The organism is Halegenticoccus soli (assembly GCF_002844195.1).
Taxonomy (GTDB): Archaea; Halobacteriota; Halobacteria; order Halobacteriales; family Haloferacaceae; genus Halegenticoccus; species Halegenticoccus soli.
The window spans coordinates 777,466-803,052 of record NZ_PEND01000001.1 but is presented as its reverse complement, the minus strand read 5'-3'; the positions used below and the strand labels follow the sequence as shown (position 1 = coordinate 803,052).

The window sequence follows — 25,587 nt, the reverse complement described above, 5'->3', positions numbered from 1 at the left end:
TTCTCGAAGCTGAGAGAATCTCCGGTCCAAATGAGCGGTACACCCCCGATTTCGGACCTTCCGGACGAATCAAAGAAAAAGTAACTCCGGCAGCGAAACGGCGGCCGTCCGCCGGTACGTCGGTCGGCAAGTCGGTCGGCGATCGACACGAGATGCGGGGCCGCTGGCTCGATCGTTCAGTCGTCTTTCAGCACGTTCCCGTGCTCGTCGATCTCGCCCTTCACGATCCGCGTCGAGGAGATCCGCTCCCCGTCCGCCGCGAGCACGTACGGGACGACGACGGCCGAGAGCGGTTCCATCCCGCGCTCGGTTCTGCGGTCGTTGATCTCCTCGACCTCGTCGTCGGTCTCCGGTGACACGACGATCGCGTCGAGCGAGGGGTCGTCGTCCGCGAACCCGTACTCGTCGTCGATCTGGCGGATCTCGACCTCGCGGCCCCACTCGTCGAGCGCGTCGAGCGCCTCCTCGACGCGCCGGCGCCGCTCCTCGAACCGGGGGATCGGGCGCGGTTCGTGCCGCGTCTCCACCGCCAGCTCGTCGCTCGTGAGTCCGACGACGACGCCCTCGTCTCCGCGCTCCAGCGCCCGCTCGAACAGCGCGCGGTGCCCGTCGTGGAGCGGACCGAAGGTTCCGGCGACGACGACTCGCATGGCCGGGTGTTCGTTTCGGGCGCCCTTTACTCTACCCGACGGCGGTCGCTCCGGAGCGCGGCGGCTTCAGGCGAGGTGCGCTTCGAACCAGTCGGCGGCGGTGCCGGCGACTTCTTCCAGCGCGCCCGTCCCCGTTACGTGCCAGTTCCGTCCGTCTCGCCGATCGTGGGCGCGTCCGACGGGTCGGCAGCCTCGCCCTCCCGGAAGTCGTCGGCTCCGTGCCCCCGAAGTCGTCGGACACGCGCGCTCACCGGCGGTCTCCGCCGGCCGGTTGTCGGCGCTACTCGCCGTCCGACTCCAGCGCGTGCCAGGAGAGCCGCGGGTCGCGCGCGGCGCTCGCCTGGTCGATGCGGCGGGCGGTCGTCCGGTTCGGCGCGGTCGCCAGCGTCTCGTCGTCCTCCGACGCGGCCGCGTTGAACGCGGCGGCGAGATCGTCGAGCGTCTCGCGGTTTTCGATCTCCGTCGGCTCGGTGAGCATCGCCTCCGGGACGAACTCCGGCCACTTCGTCGTCGGCGGGTGGACGCCGTAGTCGAGCATCCGCTTCGCCACGTCCGCGGCGTCCTGCTCGCCCGCCGTCGCCGCGAACTCGTGGTGGAACGGGGCGTACGGGATCTCGTAGTCGATCCGCGAACCGAGGTAGTTCGCGTTCAGCACGGCCTTGGCGCTCGCGTCCGCCAGCCCCTCGTCGCCGAGGCGGGCGATGTACGCGTACGCCTTGATCAGCACGAGCCAGTTGCCCTGGAACCCGTGGACCTTGCCGATCGACCGCTCGGGCTCGAACAGCTCGTACCCGGGCTCGGTCAGCGAGTCGGTCTCCGTCTCGCGCACGCGCGGGCTCGGGAGGAACTCCGCGAGCTCTTCGACCACGCCCACCGGCCCGGCGCCCGGACCGCCCCCGCCGTGCGGCGTGGCGAACGTCTTGTGGACGTTGTAGTGCATGATGTCGAACCCCATGTCGCCCGGCCGGGCCCGCCCGAGCAGCGCGTTGAGGTTCGCCCCGTCGTAGTAGAGGAGGCCGCCGGCGTCGTGGACGATCTCCGCGATCTCGACGATGTCGCGCTCGAACAGCCCGACCGTGTTCGGGTTGGTGAGCATCAGCGCGGCGGTGTCGTCGCTCACGGCGGCGCGGAGCGCTTCGAGGTCGACCCGGCCGTCCTCGTCGGAGGGGAGTTCGACCACGTCGTAGCCCGCCATCGCCGCGCTGGCGAAGTTCGTCCCGTGCGCGCTCGACGGGATGATGACCTCGGTGCGGTCGTCGCCGCGGGTTTCGTGGTACGCTTTCGCCACGAGGATCCCCGCGAACTCCCCGGCCGCGCCCGCCGGCGGCTGGAGCGACACCGCGTCCATCCCGCCGACGCGCCCGAGGTACTCCTGCAGCCCGTGGAGCACTTCGAGCGTCCCCTGCACGCTCTGTTCCGACCGGTCCGGGTGGACCGCGGCGTTCGGATCCCCCGCCGCGTCCTCGGTGAACTTGGGGTTGTACTTCATCGTGCAGGAGCCGAGCGGGTACGGGCCGCTCTCGACGCCCCAGTTCATCTGCGAGAGGCGCGTGTAGTGGCGCGCGAGCTCCGGCTCCGACAGCTCCGGGAGCGTGAGCGAATCGCGCGTGAGGTGGTCGGGGAGCGGCGATCCGTCGCCGTCGGCGGCGTTTTCGTCTCCGCCCGCCGAGGACGCCGCGCCGCCCACTTCGACGGTCGTGCTGTCCTTCTCGGAGAGGAGCGGTTCGTACTCGCCGTTCTGTCCGTACCGGGCTTGATCGTAGTACATCTCAGGCCACCTCCTCGAACGCCGCGACGAGCGCGTCGGCGTGGGCCGCGTTCGCGTCCGTGACGCACACCTGCAGCAGGTGCTCGTCGACGACGTGGACCGCGAAGCCCTTTCCTTCGAGGTCCTCGGCGATAGCCGCCGCCGGCTGGTCGCAGCGGACGGCGAACTCCCTGAAGTGGTGGCGGTCGTGGACCGGCGCCTGGTAGCCGACGATGTCGTCGATGCGTCCGGCGAGATCGGCGGCCCGCCGGACGCAGTCCTCGGCGAGCTCGACCAGCCCGGACGGTCCGAGGTACATCGCGTGCATCGCGGTCCGGAGCGCGACCCACGCCTGGTTCGTGCAGATGTTGCTCGTCGCCCGCTCCTTACGGATGTGCTGCTCGCGGGTCTGAAGCGTCAGCGTGTACACCCGCCGGCCGCTCGCCTCCGCGGCGCTCCCGTCTCCGTTTCGCTCCGCCCCCGGCGCGACGCGCTCCTCGCTCGCGCCGACGAGCCTGCCGGGCACCTGCCGCAGGAACTCCTCGCGCGTGGCGAAGATGCCGAGACCCATGCCGTAGCTCGTCGGCAGTCCGAGCACCCCGGCCTCGCCGACGACGACGTCCGTGCCGACGCTCGCCGGCTCCCGCAGGAGCGAGAGCGCCACCACGTCAGAGCCGAGGCAGAACAGCGCGTCGTGCTCGTGGGCGAGCTCGGCCACCTCGTCGATCCGCTCCTCGATCGTCCCGCGGACGGTCGGGTTCTCGGCGTACACCATGACCGCGTCATCGTCGACCAGCTCCGACAGCGCCTCGACGTCGACGTTGCCGTCGTCCATCGGGTACGTCTCGACCGAGAGATCGGTCCCGTCGACGTAGTTGTCGAGGACGCCGCGCTTGCCCGCCCGCAGGAACGCCGGTTCGGGGACGAGCACGCGCGCGCCGGTCGTCGCCCTGACGCGCCCGGCCAGCCGGGCGGCCTCGGCGAGCGCCGTCGCGGCGTCGTACATCGAGCAGTTGGCGACCGGGAGCCCGGTGAGTTCGACCAGGAGCGACTGGTACTCGAACAGCGCCTGGAGGAACCCCTGGGTGATCTCCGGCTGGTACTGCGTGTAGCTCGTCAGGAACTCCGACCGCAGCGACAGGTGATCCACGAGCGACGGGACGTAGTGGGCGTAGTGTCCCCGCCCGAGGAACTCGGTGAGGTCGTCGTTCTTCGCAAAGGTCCGCGCGAGCTCCGCCCTGATCTCGGCCTCCCCCCGCGGCTCGATGCCGAATTCGCCGTCGAAGGCGACCTCGTCGGGGATGTCGAACAGCGCCTCCTCGTCGTCGACGCCGACCGCGTCGAGCATCGCCGCGGTCTCCGCCGCCGTGTGCGGGGCGAACGGGCTGCCCCTGCCTCTCTCCCGCGTCATTCGATCTGTTCTTCGTACTCCTCGGGCGTCAGGAGGTCGTCGAACTCGTCCGCGTCGCTCGGATCGACTTCGATCATCCAGCCGTCGCCGTACGGATCGTCGTTCACCAGCTCCGGCTGGTCGAACAGGTCCTCGTTCACGTCCGTGACCGTCCCCGAGACGGGCGCGTAGAGGTCCGAGACGGCCTTGATGCTCTCGACGACGCCGAACTCCTCGCCCTTCGCGAGTTCGTCGCCCTCGTCGGGGAGTTCGACGAACACCACGTCGCCGAGTTCGTCCTGGGCGAAGTCCGTGATGCCGATCCGGACGGGGCCGTCGCCCGTCGTCGTCCATTCGTGCGATTCCATGTACCGTCGGTCGTCGGGTGTGTCGAACATTACTTGTCCTCCAGGAAGGGTGTGGTCGTGACCTTTGCGCGCTTGTTCCGACCGCGGACGACGACGCGAACCCGGGTGCCGGGGTCGGCGTACTCGACCGGGAGGTACCCTAGCGCCACCGGCTCGCCGAGCGTCGGGCTCATCGTCCCGCTCGTGACGCGTCCGATCACGCGGTCGTCCTCGTCAGTGACGTCGTAGCCGTGGCGGGGAACCCCGCGGTCCAGCAGCTTCAGGCCGACGAACTTCTCCTCGACCCCCTCGGCCTGAACGCGTTCGAGCGCGTCGCGGCCGACGAACTCCGTGTCGAGTTTGACCGTGAAGCCGACGCCGGCCTCGTAGGGGTTCCGCGGCTCCGCCTCGGGGTCGAAGTCCTGCCCCGAGAGGAGAAAGCCCATCTCGATGCGCAGGGTGTCGCGGGCGCCGAGCCCGCACGGCTGGCAGTCGAAGGCGGACCAGACGGCCTCGGCCCCGTCCCACGGACAGAGCACCTCGAACCCGTCCTCGCCGGTGTAGCCGGTTCGGGCGACCCAGCAGCGCTCGCCTTCGATCTCCGCGTACGACGCCTCGAACTTCGAGAGGCCGCGGACGCCGCTTCCCGCCGCGTCGGCGACGAGATCCGCCGCGTCCGGACCCTGCACCGCGAACATCGCGCGCTCGTCGGTGACGTTGCGGACCTCGGCGTCGAGCCCCCACTCGTCGCGGCGGTCGACCCACCGCTCGAACATCTCCTCGTCGTGGCCGGCGTTCGGGATGAAGAGGTAGCTCTCGCCCGCCTCGTCGTCCGGCAGTCGGTAGACGACCGTGTCGTCGAGGATGGTCCCCTCGTCGTCCGTGATCATCGAGTACTGCGAGTCGCCGGGGTCGAGCACGGTCACGTCGTTGGTGGTCAGCCGCTGCATCAGCGCGGTCGCGTCGGGGCCGACGACTTCGATCTCGCCCATGTGGGAGACGTCGAAGATGCCGACCGCCTCGCGGACCGCGGCGTGCTCCTGTCGGATGGAGTCGAACTCCACCGGCATGTCCCACCCGCCGAACTCCGTGAACTTCGCCCCGCGACCGGCGTGTACCTCTCGCAACGGCGGCTTCCGAAGGGCCATACAGATTGCTTGGTTTGGGGTAAGTAATGTTTTGGTATGTCGGTCGAGGGTACCGAGATCGAGGGTCGTCTCGCGTGACACCTGACGGACGAGAACCGCCGCGCGGGCGCGGTGATCGTTCCGCGGATCGTCGCGGAGCGGACGAGAGAGGCGAACGGGAGCGGATCGGCGCGCACCGGCGATCAACGGTCGACGCGCCAACAGTTCCGGGCCGCGCTACTTGGCGAGCGATAACGGAGGTCGGGCGCGCGTCTCCGCGCTCACCGGGTTAATAAACTGGATATTGAGATATCAAATCGCGTCGCGCGGTCATCCACGAGTCCGGAGATCGGGTGATACCCCGAAAAGATAGCCGGCCTCTCTCTCTCTCGATCCGTTGTCCGCACCGGCCCGCATTCCCCTCGAAGAAGCCATCGTCTCCGCGTTTTTCGGATTTCTCATCGGATTGGGTCTTCGAGTCGTAGTTCCGGAGTACGCGGAATGACGTTCGAGTGTCACCTGCCCAAATTTCGAAGATGCGAGATACACACCCGCTCGCCGGCGAATTCGACCGGCCCACCGACCAACCCTTTCGCACACAAGCACCACCCCTATCTGGAGAGCGCGTCACGACGTACCTAGAAGACGGTCACCAAGGAGGGAAGGACAGGGGTGCAACCATTCGCGAGACGACCCGGCGCGGGGCCGCGGCTCCGCACGCGCCCTGAGCGCGGCAGCGCACCGGACAGATAATCCACAATGAAGACCTCACAGACCGGCGTAAACGACGAGATCGGAACCGACGACACCGAAGTCGTTTTCGCGATAGACGAGGGAGACGGCGAAACGGAATCGCAGGCGATCATCGCGGACCTCACGCGGGACGACGCGTGGATCGCGGTCGCCGCGAACGAAGCCCCTGATCTGTCGGCCTGGCGTTGAGCGGGAGGGCCGTCGGACGCGCGAGCGGCCACGTCCGTGAGCCGGTTCTCCGGAACGCGCGGGACGAAACTGCGCGCCTGCGGGGCTCCGCGTCGAACTCGGCCGGAGCGAACGCCTCATCGCTCGGACGATAGCGCTCGGAGCCGGAACTACCGGAAAGAGATCCTCGGTGCGTCGGCCATCAGCCGCGGAAGCGAGGCGACAGGACCTCGACGCGGCCCTCTTCGTCGGCGCGGGGTTCCCGACCGCGGCGACGCTCCACGCGATCGTGTTCGGGCTCGTCGAGATGATCACGGGCGCCGGGCTCGCAACGTGGTTCAGTCGGCCGACGTGAGCGCGTCTCGATACCGCGCGGGGTTGGCCGTCGCCGGCGCATAGCCGACGAACGATTATGTCGACGAGGCCGGAACCTCGCGGACGATGAAACGACGGACGTTTCTGTCGGCCGCGACGGCGAGCGCGCTGCCGCTCGCCGGCTGCGCCGGGAGCGCCAACCCGCTCGGCGGGGGCGAGTCGCACTCGACCGAGCCGCTCGCTTCGAACCCCGCCGCGGCGAACATCGACGACAACCCGACGCTCGGACCCGATCCGGCGGAGGCGGAGGCGGTCATCGTCGCCTTCGAGGACCCGTCGTGTCCGTCCTGTCGGCGGTTCGCGTCGAACGCGTTCCCGAAGATCGAATCGAATCTCGTCGAAGAGGGCCGGGCCGCCTTCGTCCACCGGTCGTTCCCGCACGTGCGGGAGTGGGCGACCGCGGCGGCTCACGCGCTCGCCTCGACGGCCGCGCGATCGGAAGCGGCGTTCTGGGGGCTGAACTCGCGATTTTACGAGCGGCAGGACGCGATCACGACGGACAACGTGTTCGACGAGGTCCGCTCGTTCCTGGAGTCGGAGTCGTCGATCGACGCGGAGGGAGTCGTCTCCGACGCCCGAGAGCGGGTCCACGAACGCGCGGTCCGCGAGGACCTCGACGCCGTCGAGGGGGCGAGCGTCGGCGGGACGCCCACGTTCTTCCTCTTCGAAGGCGGCGAGTTCGTGACGACGATCACGGGGAGCGAGAACTACCGAGTCTTCGAGAACGCACTCGAATGAGCCGCCGATCCCCGCCTCTCGCCGACCGCCTCAACCTGCCGACCGGGTTCCGCGACCTGCGGCTGGTCCTCCGGACCACCCGTCTGGTGCTCTCGATTCCCGCCTACGCCCTGTCGGCGCTCGGATTCGGCGTTCTCGGGCTGTCGCTGTTCGTGCTGGCGCAGAACGCGGGACTGCTCTTCAACGTCGTGCTGAACGGGAGCGTCCCCCTCGGGGCACGACTCGAACTGCTCGTCAACCTCTACCCGATAGTCGGGACGGCGTTCGGCCCGCTCGCGGAGGCGCTGCTCCTCGCGACGGCCGCGCTCCTCGGGGTCAACGTCGCGATGCTCGCCTCCCACCTCCGCCGGGAGCGGGTCGCCGTCAGGGACGGGTCCGGCAGCGCCGCGGGCGTGCTCCTGGGGACGCTCGGCGCGGGCTGTGCCGCCTGCGGATCGGCGATTCTGTCCGGCGTGCTCTCGCTCTTCGGGGCCGCGGGGATCCTCACAGCGCTCCCGCTCGAAGGTGCCGAGTTCGCCGTCGCGGCGCTCGTCGCCCTCCTCCTTTCGACCTACTGGCTCGCCGACGGGATGCGCGGCGGGGAGGTCGCCGGCTGTCCGATCGAGTTCGACGGCGGCTCCGACGGGGCGCGAGGGCGACACCGATAATAATCGCGACTGAACAATACCCACACCAGAAACGTAACCTACACCACAAACGGATGAACGAAAACGCTGATTCACCGCGCACGGTAGACGGAAGATCCGACCGACGGCGGTTCCTCGCCGCCTCGGGCGCGCTGTTCGTCGGCGGCGGCCTCGCCGGCTGCCTCGACGAGTCGGCCGGCTCGGACGGTTCGAACGGGAACGCCGGAACCGACGGCGAGCGGACGACTTCGGAGGCGACGGCCGACGGAACGACCGAGGGAGCCGACGACGCCTCGGAGCCCCGGACGGTGTCGTTCGAGGCGCCGCACGGCGCGACGATCGAGGGAACGCTGTACGGCTCCGGGGACTGCGGAGTCGTCCTAGTGCCGCAGATCAACATGGACCGCGAGAGCTGGAGGCCGCAGGCGGAGGCGCTCGCCGGGGAAGGGAACCTCGTCCTCGCGATCGACGAGGACCCCGACGACCGACCCGCGTCGGTCCGGGGGGCGATCGCGCACCTCCGGCGGGAACGCGGCGTCTCCGGACTCGTGCTGATCGGCGCGAGCTCCGGCGGCGAAGCGGTCGTCGTCGCCAACGCCGAGGCCGAGGACGGCGCGGTCGACGGGACGGTCGCGCTGTCGGCGGGAGGTGGGGCCGACCGCGCCGCCGACTTGCACGGGCGGCTGCTTTTCGTCGTCAGCGAGGGCGACAGCGACCGGTTCGTCCGCGTCGCGCGCGAGCTGCACGAGAACGCCCCCGAGCCGAAGGAACTCGTGACCTACGAGGGGAGCGCGCACGGCCAGGGGCTGTTCGACTCCGACCGCGCCGAGGATCTCCGGGGGCGGATCAGCTCGCTCGTTGCCGAGGCGTGCGGCGGGGCGTAGATCCGACGGGAGCGCTCGTCGACTCCGAGGAACGGGTCGTCTACCACGCCGGGGCGAGCTCTTCGTCGTCGCCGTCGGCGAGCGCGTAGACCGACTTCCGCGCGTCCGGCAGGTACACGGTTTCGCGGACGGCGTCGACTCCCTTGAGCCGATCGAGGGCGTAGCGCACGGTGCGGGCCGAGAGCATCGACTCGGCCGCGATCTGGCCCTGGGTGAGCCGTCCGTTCCGCTCTATCACCTTGAAAACGAGTTTGGAGCTCGGGGGGAGGTCCCGAACCCTGCTTTCGATCGACTCGGGCATCTACGCTCGTGTAGGGGTCCCCCGGATCAAAACAGTCTCCCGGGTGCGCGCCGACCGCGCACACCCGCCGCGATCGTTCGCTGCGGACCGCCGCGAGCCGAGCGCACAACACCACCGAATCACGTACCCCGACCCGCGTCGAAGGGACGGGCATGAACGAGAACGCGTTCAGAACGGCCGACGGTGTGCCGGTCGCGGCCGTGACGGCCGACGAGATGCGCGAGGTGGACCGCGCGGTCGTCGAGGACGTCGGCCTCGACATCCTCCAGATGATGGAGAACGCGGGGCGGACGCTCGCCCACCACGTCCGAGCGGTCGGCGGAGGCGGCGTCGCGGTCCTCGCCGGCAACGGCGGAAACGGGGGCGGCGGCCTCGCGTGCGCCCGCCACCTCTCGAACCGCGGCGTCTCCGTCCGGGTCGTCCTCGATCGGGAAGCGGGCGAGCTGGGCGGCGTCGCCGAGCGGCAGTACCGCGTGCTCGACGCGATGGGCGTTCCCGCGACGGCGGGCGACCCGTCGGACGCGCTCGCCGCGGCTGACGCGATCGTGGACGCGCTCGTCGGATATGGGCTCCGCGGCGCGGCGCGGGGGCGGGCGGCCGACCTGATCGACGCCTGCAACGCGTCCGACGCGCCCGTGGTGTCGCTGGACGTACCGTCCGGGAGGGACGCGACGACGGGCGCGACAGACGGTCCGGCGGTCGTTCCCGATCGGACCGTCACGCTCGCACTGCCGAAAACCGGGCTCGTCGACGCGCCCGGTTCGCTGTACCTGGCTGACATCAGCGTCCCGGCCGCCGTGTACCGCGCGCTCGGCATCGACTACGCGGATCCCTTCGGCGACGCGTACTGGGCGATGCTGAGGCGGGCGTAAACGGTCCGAGACGCTCTCGGCCGTCAGATCTCTGTCGACGCGGACGCTACGTTCGGTCGAGGCGACTCCGCACGTGCCGCCGCACCCGTTCGACGAGGAACTGGTCCGCGCCGTCGCCGACGTCAGCGACGACGCCGATCTGCTCCCCGGAAGCCGGATCGACGACCGGCAGTCCGATGTCGTCGGAAGTGATTCGCGGCGCGTCTTCGGGCACGGTTCGGGCTACGGGCTCGGCACGGAAAGCGAGTCGGGCCGATTGGCCGACGGAGGGACAATCCGCCACAATCCGCCGTCGTTCGCGGTCGCGGGTCCGGAGCGCGTCACTCCGCCTGGTCGTTCGGCGCGGCTTCGCCCTCGGCCGCCCGCGCCTCCAGCACCCGACGCGTCTGCTCCGACACCCGGACGAAGTGACAGAGCGGATTGCCGGGGTAGACGACCGGGTTCTCCAGCACTCCGAGCACGAGGCCCGTGAAGGGGGCCTCGACGCCCGTCAGCTCCTTGTTGAACGGGTTGGTGATCGTGCAGATCCGGTCGCCCTCGTGGACGAGCGCGCCGCCGGAGACGCGCATGTCGACGATGCCGCCGGCGTCCGACCGGAGCCACGTCTTCTCGCGCTCGCCGGAGACGATCGTCCGCCAGCCGGGCCAGTGAACCTTCCGTTGCGGGTGCATGCCGAACTCCGCGAGGACGCTTTTGACTCCCTCGACGGCGGCGTCGATCTGTTCGCGCTGGAAGCGGTTCGCCTCGCCCATCTCGACGGTGATCGTCGGGATACCGCCCTCCGTCGCGGCGCGCCGGAGCGACCCCTCGGGTCCCGGCCCGTCGATGACGACGTTCGACGCGAACGCGCGGGCCAGGCGGTCGACGCGCCCGACGGAGAGATCCCCGCGGACGTGGACCAGGTTGGTCCGTCCGCGGGTCGACGTGTGGAAGTCGATCCCGAAGTCGCAGGGCTCGACGAACGTCCGGTACACCCGGTCGGCGATCCGCTGTGCGCGCGTCCCCGCCGGGTGACCCGGAAACGACCGGTTGAGGTCGCTGTCGTCCACAGGCAGGTACCGCTTCTGCGAGTTGAACCCCGGCACGTTCACCACGTGGAGGCAGACGATCGTCCCCCGGAGAAGCGCGTGGTCCAGGTCGTCGGCGATCCGTCGGACCGCCTCGACGCCGTTGAGTTCGTCGCCGTGGATGGCGGCGCTGAGGAACATCCGCGGACCGGGTCGGTCGCCGTTTACGATCGTCACGGGAAGCGAGACGGGATCGCTCAGGTACGTCTCGGTGATCTCGTGCTTCAGATACTCCCGGGAGCCGGGCGGAACCGTGCGGCCGTCGCACTCGAACGCGTTCGCCATAGTGTCTCAAGGGCGGCGACGAACAAAAGCCAGATCGGCGCTCGCGGCGGCGAGCGCTCCCGTCGCCGATCGTCGCAACCGGCGTCGGTGGCCTCGGGTGGGGGTTCGGTCTCAGTCCATCTCGCTCAGGTGTATCACCTTCCGACTGAGGTCTTCCTTACAGAGGCAGTGCGTTCGGCTCTCGGTCTCGATGACGGCGTGCTTGCGTCCGTCGTCGCGCGTTTCGATGCGGACGCCCGTTCCGGTTCGATCGCCGTAAGACGCGCCGAGAATCTGCACGTCCGCGTCGAGGAGGTCCGTGATCGGCCCCCGGTTCGGCCCCTTGAACAGGTAGGCTGCCCCCGCGTTCGTACCGGCGATGTCGCTGTCGGGAACCCCGATCAGCACGTCGCGCGTGCCGTCGCCGGTCACGTCCCCGTACGCGACGTTCCAGCCGGGGCGATCCCTCAGCGGCATCTTCCCGGCCTTCTCCGGGAGCGGCTGGACGGGCTCCGGGAACTCGTCCGGCCGCTCGTGGACCCGGAAGATGCCCCAGAAGCCGGCCTCCAGCCGCCGGCGCTGTTTCAGCTCCTGGTAGATGTGGTCGCCGGTGCTGTCCGCCAGTCCGCCCGCGCCGCCGCGCGGGATGATCTGATCGCCCCGTCCGACGGTGAACTGATCGTCGACGCCGACTTCCTCCGACTGCGGCACGAGTCGCGTCCGGGGCCACTGGTGCGCCGCGAGGTGGAACGACAACCCCCTGGCCTTGTCCGCCAGCTTGTGGACGTGGAACGTCACCGGATCGTCGAGGAGCGCGTTCAAGACCGGCGTGGCGGGATCGCCGTGTATCTCCGAGGAGTACACCTGCCACTGGTCCGGGTCGTTCTCGAACCGGCGGATGAACGGCTCGGCCCGGTAGTTGATACCGACGTACCCCTGATCCTCCGGATCGTCCGGGATCTGGTTGCACGGCGCGTCGGGGTCGACCTCGTCTTCGTCGAACCCGGGCGGCACGACGCAGTCGTCCGGATCGTCGGCGTTGAGGATGAACTGCGCATCCGCGAACGCGAGCGCGAACTCCCGCCGGTCGGCGCCGTCGGGGTTCTTGATCATGCACGCCTCTTCTAACCCCTGGACGATCGGTTCGCCGGTGCTGCCGTCGACGAACTCGACGCCGTCCTCCTGGACGAGGAGTCGACCGTACGCACCGTGGTGACGGTTGTTGCGGATGTCGGCTTCGTCCCACATGGTGACCGTACCGATCGGTTCGTCGGCGAGGTACCGGTAGGTGATCGTCTCACCGGGCGGGATCGTCTGATCCCAGTTGAACCCGACCGTCGTCCCGTCCGAACCGAGGACGTTATAGCCGATGCGTGTCGCGTGCAACGAAATGCGGTTCGACCGTTCCGGCTCGATCCCCAGGTTCTCCTCTTTCGTCCGCATCTGGGGGTGGGCGTGGTCGTCGTCGAGCTCGTCCGGATCGAGGCCGTTCGTGAGATTGATCTCGATGCAGTCGCCCTCGTTCACCCAGAGCGTGAGCGGCGTGAGCTCGCGCCGTCCCGCTTTGATGTCTTCGACGTGGTCGTCCATCGCGAAGACGATCCCGAACTGATCCTGATCGCCGTACTCGTTGTACTCGATGGTCGTCTGGAACGCGGTGACGTCGAACACGCGGTCCGGCGCTTCCTGGGGACACGGTTGGCCGGGCGACGGGGCGCGCGGCGGCGGACTCCCCGGAATGTTCTCGTTCTGGCGGGCGTCCTTGTCCGGCGGGAACGCCCGGTTGTCGTCCTCGTCGTACAGCAACTTCGCCTTGTGGCCCTTCTTTTCGAGGTCGAGGAAGGCGGTCGAGACGCCCGCCTCGCGGAGCTTCTTCTTCGGGATCCTCCCGTCGGGCGCGCCGCGGTCCGGCAGGGGTTTCAGGTGGTCCACCCGCGCGCCGTAGACGCGGTATATCCCCCACATACCGTCCCAGAGGTCGTCGATGATCGTCGAGCCGTACATGTAGTCGCGGATCGGAAGCCCCGCCGGATTCTCGTTCAGCGGTTGCTCGCCTGGCGGCTGTTCGAAGGCCGCGTGCTCGGGTTGGATGTCGAAAGTGAACGCCTCGGAAGTACCGATGACCTGCGTGACCGCTTCCTCTGGGTCTAACCCCTCGGGATCGAACCGTCGACCGTGGAGGTGGAAGTTGTGCTGCTCCTCGTAGGCGCCCTGCCACACCCGGAATCGGACGGGATCGTTCTCGTACGCTTCGAGGATGGGCGTCGACGGGTCGCCGTGGACGAACGACGAGTGGACGTACGCCGGATCGGCCCCCTCGCGGATGTACATGGGTGTGTTGCGGTAGTTGATCGCCATCACCCCCGCGTTCTCGTTGTGCTCCTCGTCGGGGTTGACGAACTCGCCGTCGCGGTCGACCAACTGCGCGAAGTCGTGGTAGGCGAGCGCGAACTCGCGGAAGTCCTCGCCCTCCGGCTGGCTGATGATCGCCTGCGTCCCGCTGCGGATCGGCTCGCCCGTGTGGGGGTCGAGCCACTCGGAGTTCGGCGGTTCGACGATGAGCGAACAGAACGTCCCGTTCATCACGTTTTCCACGCCGGTGATGTGGTCGTGGAAGAAGATCGTCCCTTCCTCGTCCGGGAACCACCTGAACGTTATCGGCTGGTCGGGCAGCGACTGCTGGTTGTAGTTGAAGCCGGTCGCGAGCGAGTCCGACCCGAGCACGTCGTAGGAGACGAAGTGGATGTGGTTCGACTTCCCGCCCGACTGGTCCGGTCCGCCGACGGTCGGGACGGGAATCACGTCCTCTTCGATCTCGTTTTTGAGCGTGATCTCGACGCAGTCGCCGACGTTCGCCCGGATCACCAGCGGCTCGGGGTTCATGTCGCCGCACCTGACGGCCTCGGCGTCCTCTTCGAGGACAAACACTCGGCCCTCCGGGTCGTGGTGGCCTGCGTCGTTGTAGACGACGTCGGCGCGCAGCGCGACGATCGTGTACTCGCGCTTTTCGCCCTCGATCTCGACATCCGGCGTGTCGAACCCCGGAACGTCGATGTCGGGGTCGCACGGGTCGGTGTACGGCGCGCCGGGGAGGATCGGTCCCTTGCGGGTCAGCGCCGCTTCCTCCTCCGGGGTGGGATCGCGGAAGCCTTCGAGCCCGGCGGCCCCGTAGGGCGGGAACGGCGGGCCGAGCTCGAACTCGCCGGGGATGAACTCCGGGAAGCCCGGAATGTCCGAATCCGCGGGGATCGGCGGCTCGTTGGTCCGCAGCTTCTTCAGCCCCTTCCGCTCCTTGTCGAAGACGCGCATCATTCCCCACATCCCCTCGCCGTAGTGCGGGAAGAGGTGGCAGTGGAAGAGGTAGTCCCCCGCGCTGCCGTGTGCGCCGCCGGCACCGACCTGGAACGCCTCCTCGAACGTCATGTTCGGCCGGACCGTCTGGAAGTCCTGGATCCCGCCGCGCGGCGAGCCGAACGCGGCGACGAATGGCGCCTCGTACACGGCGCCCAGTCCGACGGTCTGCGAGTCGACCGTGTCCGAATTGCGGTTCGTCGGTTCCTTCTTCCAGCGGTGGCCGTGGAGGTGGTGGACGTGATTCTCCTCGAAGGATGCGCCGATGGCGGTGACCTTGATTGGGTCGCCGAGGTACGCCGGGTAGACGTTGTCGCCGCCGCCGGGGTCGCCGTGGATCCACGAGCTGTAGAACTCCGAGGAGTCGCAGGCCGGACACCGGTCCGGATCGATTCGGTTGCCGGTCGGATCCGCGCGGTAGTTGATCGCGTGGACCGTCTGCGGCACGTCGCTCTCCGGGAAGGTGAGCTGATCGCCTTCGGCGGTCACGATGCCCTCCGGAGTGTGGTAGTGGATGAGAACCTCCCGGTAGTCGACGCCGGGGACGAAGCCCTCCAGGGTGGCTTGCTCCGTGAGATCCTCCGGCACGTGAACGTCAGCCTGGACGCCGGAGGGATCCGGCTCACCCGTGAACGGATCCGTGGTCGTGGTTCCCTGGGGGTACACGCACGCGGAACCGAACAGGCCGCGCGAGAGGAGGTTCGCCACCTGGGGCGGCTCGTCGGCGCTGTCGACCGCCTGGTTGGCGCCGTCGAGGAAGAAGTGGGTGCCTAACTCGTCGGCGAACCACCGGTAGGTGACGGTTTCGCCCGGCGCGGCGGTGGTGTCCGGGTTGAACCCGACGTCCATCCCGTCGCTCTCTTCGACCTCGTAGGGGAGCGACGTCTGGTGGATGGAGGCGTGGCGGTCGAGGTGGTTGACGAACTCGATCTCGAAGACGTCGCCCTGGTTGGCGCGGAGAACCAGCGGCTGGAGGACGCGGGTGTCCACGTCGTCGTCGCGCTTGAGGCCGTTGTCGAGGCGACACACCTCGTCCACGGACGGGTGATCGTGGTCGTGTTTGTGATCGTGCTCGTGGTCGTCGCCGCCGTGGTCGTGACGGCCGTCGTGGTGGTGGGCCTCGTCGTTGGCGTGCTCGTGGTCGTCGCGGCGTTTCGGACGGTCGTCGCAAAACGGCCCGTCGTCGACGAGCCTGTTCCCGCACGGGACCACGCCCGACGCCGCGCGCGCCTCGTCGAGATTCTCCTCGAGGACGTACACCGCGGCGTTCGGTTGGTGGAGCCCGTAGCGGTTGAAGACGAGGTCGACTTCGATCGCGTGGACGGTGAAGTGACGGACCCGTCCGCCCTCGTCGGGTTCGTCCGGCACCTCCCCGTGCTCGGTGAACGGTTCGTTCGGGTTGATCCCGGCGTTCGCGAGAAGCGCGCCCGCGCCGAGAGCGCCGCCCCCTTTCAGGACGTCGCGCCGGCTTGGCTCTCCCGTCGGCTGGGGTTTGTCTTCGCTACTCATGTGCGTACGAACGGTGTGATGAGAAAGCGGCTCTACAACCGATCCGCGGTCGGCTTTTGCTGGTCCTTCTGTTACGCATCGACGGACTTCCGTTACCCGAGATGGTAAATTGTTATTGACAGTATGCGTCGCGGGTACAGTCGAATTAGTGCTTAATGAAATGACGGGGAAAAAACACCGGTACCGTACGATCCGAATTACTATCAGTCGAACCCGTCCTTATTCCTTACTGCCGTGTTGAGTTATTGAATTCCTTCTCGGTAGTAGCGTAACTATAATCGATCGTGACGGGCGAGCGTCAGTATCGGGAGAAAGTCACGTTTTTGTGACGAAACGCTCCCCCGCCTTCGTCCGCGGCTCGGCGTTGGCGTCGGCTATCGCGCCGCGAGAAGACGCGAAACGACTATATACGTTCGGCACGTTTTTTGACTATGATTGTAGTAACTAATTCTGGATCGGACGGGTCGACGGCGAGGGGGATCGCCGTCCAGCGGCGGACCGCGACGTTCGCGGAGATGGCGCGGGCGATGCGGGACGCCCGCTGAACGGGCGCGCGTTCCGACGGTCGGGGGCTCGACCGCTGTCCCGATCGTCGGGAATCGGGACGGCCGGACGTGTGAGTCGTCCCGACAGTTTTCCGCGCTGTCGCGAGGAACCGTTTTGTTTTCGCGGCGCCTATCACCCCCGTCAGGCGGTTCACCGCCGTGATTCACAATGGCTGATAAACCACACCAGAACCTGGCCATCATCGGCCACGTCGACCACGGCAAGAGTACGCTCGTGGGCCGACTCCTCTTCGAGACGGGGAGCGTCCCCGAGCACGTAATCGAGCAGTACCGCGAGGAAGCCGAAGAGAAGGGTAAGGGCGGCTTCGAGTTCGCCTACGTGATGGACAACCTCGCCGAGGAGCGCGAGCGCGGCGTCACCATCGACATCGCCCACCAGCGGTTCGACACGGACAAGTACTACTTCACGATCGTGGACACGCCCGGCCACCGCGACTTCGTGAAGAACATGATCACGGGCGCGAGCCAGGCGGACCACGCCGTGCTCGTCGTCGCGGCCGACGACGGCGTCGCCCCGCAGACCCGCGAGCACGTGTTCCTCGCCCGCACCCTCGGCATCGAGACGCTCATCGTCGCGGTCAACAAGATGGACGTCGTCGACTACGACCAGAGCCGGTACGAGGAGGTCCGCGACGACGTGAAGAAGCTCCTGAAGCAGGTGCGCTTCGACACGGACGACGCGCGGTTCATCCCCATCTCCGCCTTCGAGGGGGACAACGTCTCCGGTCACTCGGACAACATGTCCTGGTTCGACGGCCCGACGGTCCTCGAAGCGCTGAACAACCTGCCGGAGCCGCAGCCGCCGACGGACGCGCCGCTGCGCCTGCCGATCCAGGACGTCTACACCATCTCCGGCATCGGCACCGTCCCCGTCGGCCGCGTCGAGACGGGCGTGCTGGAGCGGGGGATGTCCGTCTCCTTCCAGCCGTCGAACGTCTCCGGCGAGGTGAAGACGATCGAGATGCACCACGAGGAGGTCGACCGCGCGGAGCCGGGCGACAACGTCGGGTTCAACGTCCGCGGCGTCGGCAAGAACGACATCCGCCGCGGCGACGTGGCGGGGCCGGCCGACGACCCGCCGAAGGTGGCGGAGACGTTCAAGGCCCAGATCGTCGTCATGCAGCACCCCTCGGTCATCACCGCCGGCTACACGCCGGTGATCCACGCCCACACCGCGCAGGTCGCCTGCACGTTCGAGTCCCTCGACCAGAAGCTCGACCCCAAGACGGGCGAGGTCGCAGAGGAGGGCCCGGACTTCATCAAGGCCGGCGACGCCGCCGTCGTCACGCTGCGCCCGCAGAAGCCGCTGAGCATCGAGCCGTCGGGCGAGATCCCCGAGCTGGGCAGCTTCGCCATCCGCGACATGGGCCAGACCATCGCGGCCGGCAAGGTGCTCGAAGTAAACGAGAAGTAGCGGCCGACGATCGATTTTCGATTGTTCCGCACCGCGGTCGCCTCCGTGCCGTTTCATCCGGCCGGTTCGTCACCGTTTCATCACCGTCCCGTCCGGCCGCCTCGTCGCCGTCTCACCACCGTTTCATCGCCGTCTCGTCAGCCGGCTTCGTCCACCTACGGCGGAGGAGGCGCGCTACCCGTCGAAGAGCCCCGAGAGAAGCGCGTCCGCCGCGGCGACGCCGACGCCGATGGCAGCCCACAGCGCCGCGACCGTGACGATCAGGAGGGCCCAGTGAGGGACGGAGAGCGCGGACGTTCCGGCGTGCGCTACGACGAAACCAGCCGCCCCGAGCGGTGCGATCGCCAGCTGCGCGGCACGGTCCGGTCGGAGCATCGACGTTCGTCACGCCTCCCCGGCGGAGTCCCCTCGCGCTCGGGCGATCCCCGTTCTGTACACGTACGCGCCGGCCGCGATGATGAGCAGACTGACGGCGGCCCAGTGCGGGTCGTAGTACCCCGGCCCGTCGGTCGCGCTGTGGAGCCCGAGGAGCGTGTGGTTGACGATCACGTCGAACAGATCGAACGCCCCCAGCCCAACGACGGCCGCCCCGGCGAGCGGTCGCACCGGCAGCGGCGCGGCCGCCCGCCGCTCCGCCCGCCACAGGAGACCGGCGCCGACCCCCGCGACGAGCACCATCCCGACGGAGAACAGCCCGTCCGCGACGAGGTTGGCGCGGAGGCCGGACAGCGTCGTCGGGTCGTACACGTCGGACAGGAGGTGGTGCAGCTGCAGCACGTGGTGGAGGACGAGCACGTCTATCAGCCCGCTGAATCCGAAGCCGAACACGCCCGAAGCGAGCAGGGCCTTCCGAAGCTCCCCCGAGGTCGAGTCGGCCGAGCGAGGAGGCGATCGATCCGTCATGGCGATACGTACGAGCGATTCGGGTCGAACGGGTTTGTATCCACAGGCCGACCGGGACGAACCGCCGGAGGCGGAGGACCGAACCGGGACGCGAGCCGGTCGCTGCCTCGCAGCGGCGCGTTCCCGCCGATCGTCCCGCGCGTCACGTGGCCTTTCGGACCTCGACCTCGGTCTGATCCAGCGTGCCGTAGCTGACCGCGTACCCCAGCGCCGAGAGCGCGTCCTGGCCGACGCCGTACGCCGCGAGGATCGGGTTTACCTCGGCGAGCGTCGGCTCCGACAGGTCGTCGATGTCGCGTCGAATGCGCTCTGCGACCGGCTCCGGAAGGAACGTCCCGTTCGAGACGACGCCCGAGCGCGTCTCCCGGAGGTGCTCCTCGACGGCGGTCGGCTCGATCCAGTACTCGGCGGCGAGCGCGTCGATGTCCGTCGGGGCCTCGCCGTCGACGCCGAGCCCCTGCCGGGCGAGCATGGCGGCGTCGCTGGCGATCGCCCGCTTTTCGACGCCGTGGAGCCACTCGACCGCGGCGTCGACGGGCGGCGTGCCCGAGTAGCGCATCACCCCTTCGCCTGCCCCTTCGGCGGGGATCGACCCCTCGGCACAGCGGCCCGCGTCGTCGACGAGCAGGAGCGCCGCCGCGTCGGCCGCGGCGGCGCGGAGACGGGCGAGCCGCTCCGCGAGGTACTCGGGCGTCCAGAACCCGGCGAAGTCGACGAAACAGCGGCGGCCGCTCGTCCGTCGCTCGACGAGCACCGCGGGCGCGGCGAGCGCGCCGTCGGGGCCGCGAAGGGGGGTCGGTCCGACCGCGACCCGCCAGCCGTCGGCCGCCGCGGCCAACCGCTCGGCGAACGCGACGTGGTCGGGCTCCGCGGCGACCGCCGGCGGTTCCCGCGGGACGAGGTCGGCGCGGTCGGAGTCGAGCGCGAACTCGTAGGGGATCGTCTCGCCTGCGACCTCGACGTCGACGTCGGCCTCGATTCGCCACTCGCCCGCGCCGACGACGGCGGCGAGCAGATCGGCGACGCGCCGCCGGTAGGCCCGCGAGCGCTTCGAAACCCCGGCGGGGCCGACGATCCGCGCGCGGACCGTCCGGCTCGACCGGTCCGCGTCGTCGAGGCGGTACATCACGCCGGTACCGGCCAGTCGCCGAAGGAGGTCGTCGCCGTCGGCCCCGATCCGGATCCGGATCTCCCGCGCGTCGTAGAGGAGCGTCTGGATCAGCGCGAGGTTGTACCGCCTGAGGAGCGCCTCGGGCGTCGGTCGCTCCGCGGCGATCAACACTTCCTCCTCCGGCCGGTCCGCCCGCATTCCCGCCTCGACGGCGGCCGGCGGGACGCCGAACGCGTCGCCGACCGCCGCCAGCGCGCGCCGCCTCTCGGCCTCGGACGTGACGTACCCCCGCTCGAAGACGGCGGCCCGCAGCGCCGCCGGGTCGGCGGGCGCGCGCCGCTCGAACTCGGCGTCGCGGTCGAGGAGCTTCGCCAGCGACCGGACGAGCTTGTAGGTCCCGTGGGTCTCAAGCGCGCGCAGGTCGGCGTCCACGTCGCCGCGGCGCCGGCCGGGCTCGTAGGCGTCGAGCACCCGCTCGGCCAGCCGGCGGTACTCGGCCGGTTCCCTGTAGATCGGTTCGATGGTCGGTTTGCGTCTCCTGGTTTCGAGGAGTTTCTTCGTGAGCATGGGACGGAAGGCGGGGAGTTCAGCTCCGGCGGCGCGCCGCCGTCTGGACCTCGCTGGTGTCGTTCGAGACGAGTTCGTAGAGCCGCGCCGGTCGCTCGGAGGGCCGGAGGATGCGCCCGAGCCGCTGGCGGTACTCGCGGCTGCTGCCGGTGCCGCTGAGGACGATCCCGACGTTCGCGTCCGGCACGTCGACGCCCTCGTCGAGCACCTGGGAGCTCACGACCGCCGAGTAGGTGCCGTCCCGGAAGCGGTCGAGGATCTCCCGCCGCTCGGCGCGGTCCGTCCTGTGGGTGATCGCCGGGATCAGGAACCGATCTGAGACCCGGTGGACCAGGTCGTTGTACCGGGTGAAGATGATCACCCGATCGGTCGCGCTCGACGCCGGCGTGCGACCGGCGAGTTCGTCCCGATCACTTTGCCCGTCCCGCTCGTTTCCGTCACCCCGCCCGTCTCGCTCGTTCCGATCGCCCCGCGCGCTCCGCTCGTCCGGTCCACCCCGTTCGCCCCGACAATCGGCGAGCAGGACGGCGAGCTCGTCGAGCTTCGATTCGGCGTTGTACGCGATCTTCCGGGCCTCGTTGCGACCGCGGACGGCCCGCCAGGCCCGCGGGTCGTTCCCGCTCCGCAGGACGATCTTCTTGAAGTCGTTCGGCCCCCGGAGCGTCACGTTGCTGAACCGGAGGTAGTTCCGGAACGCCTCGGCGTGTTCCTCGTACGCCTCCCGCTCGTCGGGGGTCAGGTCGACGGTGATCCGCTCGACCGTGTACTCGGAGAGGTACGTGCCGACGAGGTCGTCCGTGTCGATCTCGTACACGCGACCGCCGAGCAGCGGCCCGAGCCGCACGTGCCCGTCGTCCTCCCGCTCGTACGTCGCGGTCAGCCCGAGTCTGTACGGGGAGGCGAACCGCTCGGCGATGCGCCCGTACCGCTCGGCCGCGAGGTGGTGGACCTCGTCGAAGACGACGAGCTCGAACCGGTTCCCGAGCGTTCCGGCCCGCGCGTAGGCGGAGTCGTACGTGGTGACGGTCAGCGCCCGGAGGTCCTTTCGCCGGCCGGTGTACTCGCCGACAGGAACGCCGAAGACGCGCAGCTCGCGGCGCCACTGGTCGACCAGGTCGAGCGTCGGCACGACGACGAGCGTCGGCGCGTCCGTCGCGTCGATCGCGGCCATCCCGACGTACGTCTTTCCCGCTCCCGTCGGGAGTACGACGGCCCCCCGCTTCGTCGCGGTCCACCGGTCCAGGGCCTCGCGCTGGTACGGGCGGAGGTCGAGATCGCAGGACAGCCCGGGCGACGGAATCGGGTCGAGGACCGCGTCCCGGTACTCGACGCCCGCGGCCCGGAGGGCGTCCCGAACGTCCCGGTAGTACAGCCCCGGGACGGTCCCGTCCGGGGTGGAGCAGCGCTCTCCGTTCACGGGGGGTTCGGTCGGTTTCTCAGCCTCGATGGAACCCCATTCGAACCGAAGCCGCATGGCGATTTTAGGGATCCAGCGGGCATGAACGTGTCCTCGTCCGGATCGCCGGACTGTCGCGCCGGCTTACGCGCGTTCGAGGACGATGTCGTCGCCGCGTCGCTTGAACACGATCCGGTCGCCGATCTCGACGTCGTCGTCGGCCTCGGCGAGTTCTTCCCGCACCGCCTTGATGAGGCTGATCCGCCAGCGGTCCGTCACTTTCGTCGTCCCCAGGATCTCCTCGTCTCGGTTGTCGGCCATCAGCGGGGACGACGACACCGACACTGTTATGCACTTTTAGCTATTCCGACGAAATAGTCAATAGTGGTACGATGATTCGGGAAGGAACGTCGACGACCGTGCTCGTCCGCGGGGCGGCCCCGACCCGGCGGCCGGCGGACCACCTGATCCTGAGTCCCGACCTGGTCTCGTCGTTCGACGGCGACCGCTGGCGGCACTCGGTGACGCTGGCGGGCCCCGACCTGTGGTACCGGTTCGACCGAACCGGCGTCGACCGCGCGGGCCGCGTCCTGGAGCGGGAGGTGCGCCGGACCGTCCCTGCGGGCATCTGGCTCCGCGAGCGACAGTGGCTCCGCTCGTCGTGGCCCGACTCAGCCGTCCGACGGCTGGAGCGGGCGTGTCAGTCGGCCGCGACCGAGACCGGGACGGTCTTCGTCGCGTGGACCGGCGCGGGCGGCGACGACGGCCCGACCGAGGGGTACGACCGCGTCGTCGATCGGTGAGAGCGTCTTCGACGGGCGACCGAGCCGACGCCGGTGATCGGATCGTCGGCCGGTGACGGGGTCCTCGCCCGCCGATCGGACCCGCGACCGGCAGTCGCGCCCTCGACGGCGACTGCGCTCCCCCGTCGGACGCTTTCCCCGTCGTCGGCGTCGCCGCTCACGGACCGCGGCCGAGTGCCCGCCCGAGGAGGTCGCCCGCGTCGCCCGTCACGTCGGTGCTGGCGCAGGCGGGGCACTCGACCGAGAGCGACCACTCGGCGTCGGCGGGGCCGGAGGCGTCCTCGGCGACGAGCGCCGCGAGCTCGACGAGCAGTACGAACCGATCGGCGTGACCGCAGTTTCGACAGCGCATGGGGTATCGGACCGACTGGTGTGTGTCCGCGGTCGGTCGGGGCGAACTGGTCCCGGCTTCGGATATAAACGTACGGCGGCGGCCGCGGCGGCCGAACGCGCCGTGGGCTCCCGGCACCGTCGATCGGATCCGATCGGATCCGGCGCGCGGACGGGAAACCAGCAGCGCTTTGGCCGCCGGTCGGATAGCCGCGGTATGGACCTGCTGGGACGGCTCACGGACTCGCGCGGCCCCGGCGAGGGGGTGGCGCTGTTCGTCGACGGGCCGAACGTTCTCAGAGAGGAGTTCGACGTCGACCTCGACGACGTGCGCGAGGCGGCGAAGACGCGGGGGCGGCTCGTCGCGTCGCGGCTCTACCTCGACGAGCACGCGACGCCCGGACTGATCCAGGCGGCGGAGGCGCGCGGGTTCGAGGTCGTCGTCACCAGCGGCGACGTGGACGTGAAGCTCGCGGTGGACGTCGCCCGGTTCGCGGTCGAGCGGCGGGCCGGGACGGTGGCCATCGCCTCCCGCGACACGGACTTCAAGCCGGCGCTGGAACTCGCAAACGAGTACGGGCTCCGGACGTTCGCCATCGCGCCGGGGGCGCACGGGCGATCCGACGCGCTGCGGAACGCGGCGACGGAGAGCGTCACGCTGGGCGAGTGACGTCCGCTTCGCCGCAAACGGCGAGGTAGCGCCCGGGCCCGTCCCGACGCGACCGCACCCGTCCGACTTTTGACCGAGACGCACCGACACGCGTGCATGGACGAACTCGACACCCCGGTGCTGGACAACCACCTCCACCTCGACCCGCGGCACGGACGGGGGATGGAGGCGGTGAAGGACTTCGCGCGCGTCGGCGGGACGCACCTGCTCGTCGTCAACAAACCGTCGTGGCACCTCGGCGTCGAGGCGGAGGCGGGCGGGGACTTCCGCGCGGTCTTCGAGGAGACGATCGCCGCCGTCGAGGAGGCGAGCGATCTCCTGCCGGGGCGCGCCTGGGCCGTCCTCGGCGTCCACCCCGGCCTGATCTCGCGGCTGACCGGCGAGCGCGGGATGGACCCGACCGAGGCTCGCGACCTGATGCGGGCGGGGCTCGACACGGCGGCCGAGTACGTGCGCGAGGGGCGCGCGCTCGCGCTCAAGTCCGGGCGGCCGCACTACGAGGTGGACGACGCGGTGTGGGCCGCCTCGAACGACGCGCTCAAACACGCGCTCGCGCTCGGCGCCGACCTCGACTGCCCGGTCCAGCTCCACACGGAGGCGAGCGAGGACCTCACGGAGATCGCCGAGTGGGCCGAAGAGCGGGGGCTCCCCCGGGAAAAAGTCGTAAAGCACTACGCGGGCGGCCGCCTGCGCGGTCCGACGCCGAGCGTGATAAGCCGGCGGGAGGAGCTCGAACGGGCCGCGGAGCGGGGCGAGCCGTTCCTCATGGAGACGGACTTCATCGACGACCCCGACCGGCCGGGAGCCGTCCTCGGCCCGAAGACGGTTCCCCGTCGCGTCGGCTGGTTGCTGGAGGAAGGGCGCGAGGACGCCGTCCGGAACGGCCACGTGGAGACGCCGAAGCGGGTGTACGGGATCGACACCGTCGGCACGCTGACCGGTCAGCGCGCGTGAGTCGCTGAGCGATAGGAAAGGCATTTGAGTGCACGAGATGACGAACCAGATATGACCGAGCCCGATGAAACGTTCTACACGCAAGAACGCTGGCAAAACTGGCTCACGCGAGTCGAAGAGGAGGAGCTGGACCCCGAGAACGAGGATTCGGCGCGCCTGCTCTTGAACCTCCAGGACGACGCGGCCATCGCCGTCGCGAAGATCGTCTCCGCGTACGACGAGGACCGCCTCGACGAGGAGGAGGCCATCGACGAACTCGCGCGCGTGCGGGAGATCGTCCTCAGCGAGACGCAGTTCGAAGACGAGGAAAAGCGAATGCTCATCGACGGCGTCCAGACGAGCCTCGTCTGCGTGTTCTACGCCGCCGAGGAGTACATCGTCGCCGGGACCGCCGAGGACGGGACCGTCGAGGACTTCGTCCGCGCGGCCGCCAGCGCCGAGGCGGAGGACGACCTCGACGCCGCGCTCGGGTACCTCGTCCAGGCGGGGACGCGCGTCATCGACGGCGAGGAACTCGACATGTCGCTCGTCGAGGACCTCGAATACGGGCTGGTCTCGGAGTGGGTCAACGGGCTCGACAGCCTCCAGAGCGCCATGAGCGACCCCGAGGTCGTCGAGGAGGACGAGTAACGGGCGGTTCGTCGGCTGCGTTGTTCTCTCGCGGGAGACAGATCGGGACGCCAACCTTTTAACGGTCCGTCGCG

Annotated in this window: 26 protein-coding genes; 11 read left to right on the top strand and 15 right to left on the bottom strand. The window is 69.3% G+C overall.

The window, feature by feature from the left end:
* Window positions 1–176: 176 nt before the first annotated feature.
* From CNO20_RS04145 to gcvT, 5 genes are all read right to left on the bottom strand, one after another.
* Complete coding sequence (locus CNO20_RS04145) at window positions 177–650, bottom strand: phosphopantetheine adenylyltransferase (RefSeq protein WP_101294734.1); 474 nt, start codon at window positions 648–650, stop codon at window positions 177–179.
* A gap of 280 nt (window positions 651–930) precedes the next feature.
* On the bottom strand, window positions 931–2,418 hold the full coding sequence (gcvPB, locus tag CNO20_RS04140; protein WP_101294732.1) for an aminomethyl-transferring glycine dehydrogenase subunit GcvPB: 1,488 nt from the start codon (window positions 2,416–2,418) through the stop codon (window positions 931–933).
* Window position 2,419: 1 nt separating this feature from the next.
* Window positions 2,420–3,808 carry an aminomethyl-transferring glycine dehydrogenase subunit GcvPA gene (gcvPA, locus tag CNO20_RS04135; protein WP_101294730.1) on the bottom strand — a complete coding sequence of 463 codons (1,389 nt, stop codon included), beginning with the start codon at window positions 3,806–3,808 and terminating at the stop codon, window positions 2,420–2,422.
* Entirely contained in the window at window positions 3,805–4,185 is a 381-nt protein-coding gene (gene gcvH, locus CNO20_RS04130; protein ID WP_101294728.1) for a glycine cleavage system protein GcvH, read from the bottom strand. The genes gcvPA and gcvH overlap by 4 nt, the downstream gene beginning before the upstream one ends.
* On the bottom strand, window positions 4,185–5,282 hold the full coding sequence (gene gcvT, locus CNO20_RS04125) for a glycine cleavage system aminomethyltransferase GcvT (protein WP_101294727.1): 1,098 nt from the start codon (window positions 5,280–5,282) through the stop codon (window positions 4,185–4,187). Before gcvT ends, gcvH begins: the two co-directional genes overlap by 1 nt.
* A gap of 738 nt (window positions 5,283–6,020) precedes the next feature.
* On the opposite strand from gcvT, the gene CNO20_RS04120 reads away from it, so the two are divergent.
* From CNO20_RS04120 to CNO20_RS04100, 5 genes are all read left to right on the top strand, one after another.
* The gene (locus CNO20_RS04120) at window positions 6,021–6,203 is read left to right on the top strand and encodes a DUF7556 family protein (protein WP_101294725.1); all 183 of its coding nucleotides are present in this window, start codon (window positions 6,021–6,023) and stop codon (window positions 6,201–6,203) included.
* A gap of 169 nt (window positions 6,204–6,372) precedes the next feature.
* Window positions 6,373–6,537, top strand: coding sequence for a hypothetical protein (locus CNO20_RS04115; protein ID WP_233203898.1), 165 nt, complete (start codon window positions 6,373–6,375; stop codon window positions 6,535–6,537).
* An 86-nt stretch (window positions 6,538–6,623) separates the two neighbouring features.
* Entirely contained in the window at window positions 6,624–7,295 is a 672-nt protein-coding gene (locus tag CNO20_RS04110; protein ID WP_101294723.1) for a DsbA family protein, read from the top strand.
* A complete protein-coding gene (locus CNO20_RS04105) occupies window positions 7,292–7,942 on the top strand; it encodes a hypothetical protein (RefSeq protein ID WP_101294721.1) in 651 nt (216 codons plus the stop codon). Before CNO20_RS04110 ends, CNO20_RS04105 begins: the two co-directional genes overlap by 4 nt.
* A 53-nt stretch (window positions 7,943–7,995) precedes the next feature.
* Window positions 7,996–8,805 (top strand): alpha/beta hydrolase family protein, encoded by an 810-nt coding sequence (locus tag CNO20_RS04100; RefSeq protein WP_101294720.1) that lies wholly within the window; start codon window positions 7,996–7,998, stop codon window positions 8,803–8,805.
* Between the two features lie 40 nt (window positions 8,806–8,845).
* On the opposite strand, the gene CNO20_RS04095 is transcribed toward CNO20_RS04100, so the two are convergent.
* On the bottom strand, window positions 8,846–9,106 hold the full coding sequence (locus CNO20_RS04095) for a winged helix-turn-helix domain-containing protein (protein WP_101294719.1): 261 nt from the start codon (window positions 9,104–9,106) through the stop codon (window positions 8,846–8,848).
* A 152-nt stretch (window positions 9,107–9,258) separates the two neighbouring features.
* Here CNO20_RS04095 and CNO20_RS04090 point away from each other — a divergent pair, with 152 nt between their 5' ends.
* A complete protein-coding gene (locus tag CNO20_RS04090; protein WP_101294718.1) occupies window positions 9,259–9,978 on the top strand; it encodes an NAD(P)H-hydrate epimerase in 720 nt (239 codons plus the stop codon).
* A gap of 46 nt (window positions 9,979–10,024) precedes the next feature.
* Here CNO20_RS04090 and CNO20_RS22900 read toward each other — a convergent pair whose 3' ends face one another.
* From CNO20_RS22900 to CNO20_RS04080, 3 genes are all read right to left on the bottom strand, one after another.
* The gene (locus tag CNO20_RS22900) at window positions 10,025–10,192 is read right to left on the bottom strand and encodes a hypothetical protein (RefSeq protein ID WP_158237363.1); all 168 of its coding nucleotides are present in this window, start codon (window positions 10,190–10,192) and stop codon (window positions 10,025–10,027) included.
* Between the two features lie 106 nt (window positions 10,193–10,298).
* On the bottom strand, window positions 10,299–11,330 hold the full coding sequence (locus tag CNO20_RS04085; RefSeq protein ID WP_101294717.1) for a succinylglutamate desuccinylase/aspartoacylase family protein: 1,032 nt from the start codon (window positions 11,328–11,330) through the stop codon (window positions 10,299–10,301).
* Window positions 11,331–11,441: 111 nt separating this feature from the next.
* Window positions 11,442–16,169 carry a multicopper oxidase domain-containing protein gene (locus CNO20_RS04080; RefSeq protein WP_101295026.1) on the bottom strand — a complete coding sequence of 1,576 codons (4,728 nt, stop codon included), beginning with the start codon at window positions 16,167–16,169 and terminating at the stop codon, window positions 11,442–11,444.
* Between the two features lie 714 nt (window positions 16,170–16,883).
* Between CNO20_RS04080 and tuf the strand changes: the two genes are divergently transcribed.
* Window positions 16,884–18,149, top strand: a complete 1,266-nt coding sequence (gene tuf, locus CNO20_RS04075) for a translation elongation factor EF-1 subunit alpha (protein ID WP_101294716.1) — start codon at window positions 16,884–16,886, stop codon at window positions 18,147–18,149.
* A gap of 174 nt (window positions 18,150–18,323) precedes the next feature.
* Here the strand turns inward: tuf and CNO20_RS04070 are convergent, their stop codons facing one another.
* The 5 genes from CNO20_RS04070 to CNO20_RS23195 form a co-directional block, all read right to left on the bottom strand.
* On the bottom strand, window positions 18,324–18,524 hold the full coding sequence (locus CNO20_RS04070; protein ID WP_101294715.1) for a hypothetical protein: 201 nt from the start codon (window positions 18,522–18,524) through the stop codon (window positions 18,324–18,326).
* 9 nt (window positions 18,525–18,533) lie between these two features.
* Window positions 18,534–19,052 (bottom strand): DUF2243 domain-containing protein, encoded by a 519-nt coding sequence (locus tag CNO20_RS04065; protein ID WP_101294714.1) that lies wholly within the window; start codon window positions 19,050–19,052, stop codon window positions 18,534–18,536.
* Between the two features lie 142 nt (window positions 19,053–19,194).
* The gene (locus CNO20_RS04060) at window positions 19,195–20,730 is read right to left on the bottom strand and encodes a DUF790 family protein (RefSeq protein ID WP_101294713.1); all 1,536 of its coding nucleotides are present in this window, start codon (window positions 20,728–20,730) and stop codon (window positions 19,195–19,197) included.
* 19 nt (window positions 20,731–20,749) lie between these two features.
* Window positions 20,750–22,204, bottom strand: coding sequence for a DEAD/DEAH box helicase (locus CNO20_RS04055; protein ID WP_233203897.1), 1,455 nt, complete (start codon window positions 22,202–22,204; stop codon window positions 20,750–20,752).
* Between the two features lie 66 nt (window positions 22,205–22,270).
* Window positions 22,271–22,447 carry a hypothetical protein gene (locus tag CNO20_RS23195; protein WP_199174714.1) on the bottom strand — a complete coding sequence of 59 codons (177 nt, stop codon included), beginning with the start codon at window positions 22,445–22,447 and terminating at the stop codon, window positions 22,271–22,273.
* Window positions 22,448–22,518: 71 nt separating this feature from the next.
* On the opposite strand from CNO20_RS23195, the gene CNO20_RS04045 reads away from it, so the two are divergent.
* Complete coding sequence (locus tag CNO20_RS04045) at window positions 22,519–22,929, top strand: hypothetical protein (protein ID WP_101294711.1); 411 nt, start codon at window positions 22,519–22,521, stop codon at window positions 22,927–22,929.
* Window positions 22,930–23,086: 157 nt separating this feature from the next.
* On the opposite strand, the gene CNO20_RS04040 is transcribed toward CNO20_RS04045, so the two are convergent.
* Window positions 23,087–23,281 (bottom strand): hypothetical protein, encoded by a 195-nt coding sequence (locus CNO20_RS04040; RefSeq protein WP_101294710.1) that lies wholly within the window; start codon window positions 23,279–23,281, stop codon window positions 23,087–23,089.
* Window positions 23,282–23,476: 195 nt separating this feature from the next.
* On the opposite strand from CNO20_RS04040, the gene CNO20_RS04035 reads away from it, so the two are divergent.
* The 3 genes from CNO20_RS04035 to CNO20_RS04025 all read left to right on the top strand — a co-directional run bounded on the left by CNO20_RS04035 (window position 23,477) and on the right by CNO20_RS04025 (window position 25,513).
* Entirely contained in the window at window positions 23,477–23,929 is a 453-nt protein-coding gene (locus CNO20_RS04035; protein WP_101294709.1) for an NYN domain-containing protein, read from the top strand.
* Between the two features lie 96 nt (window positions 23,930–24,025).
* Window positions 24,026–24,883, top strand: a complete 858-nt coding sequence (locus tag CNO20_RS04030; protein ID WP_101294708.1) for a TatD family hydrolase — start codon at window positions 24,026–24,028, stop codon at window positions 24,881–24,883.
* Window positions 24,884–24,934: 51 nt separating this feature from the next.
* The gene (locus CNO20_RS04025; protein ID WP_101294707.1) at window positions 24,935–25,513 is read left to right on the top strand and encodes a DUF2150 family protein; all 579 of its coding nucleotides are present in this window, start codon (window positions 24,935–24,937) and stop codon (window positions 25,511–25,513) included.
* Window positions 25,514–25,587 lie beyond the last annotated feature (74 nt).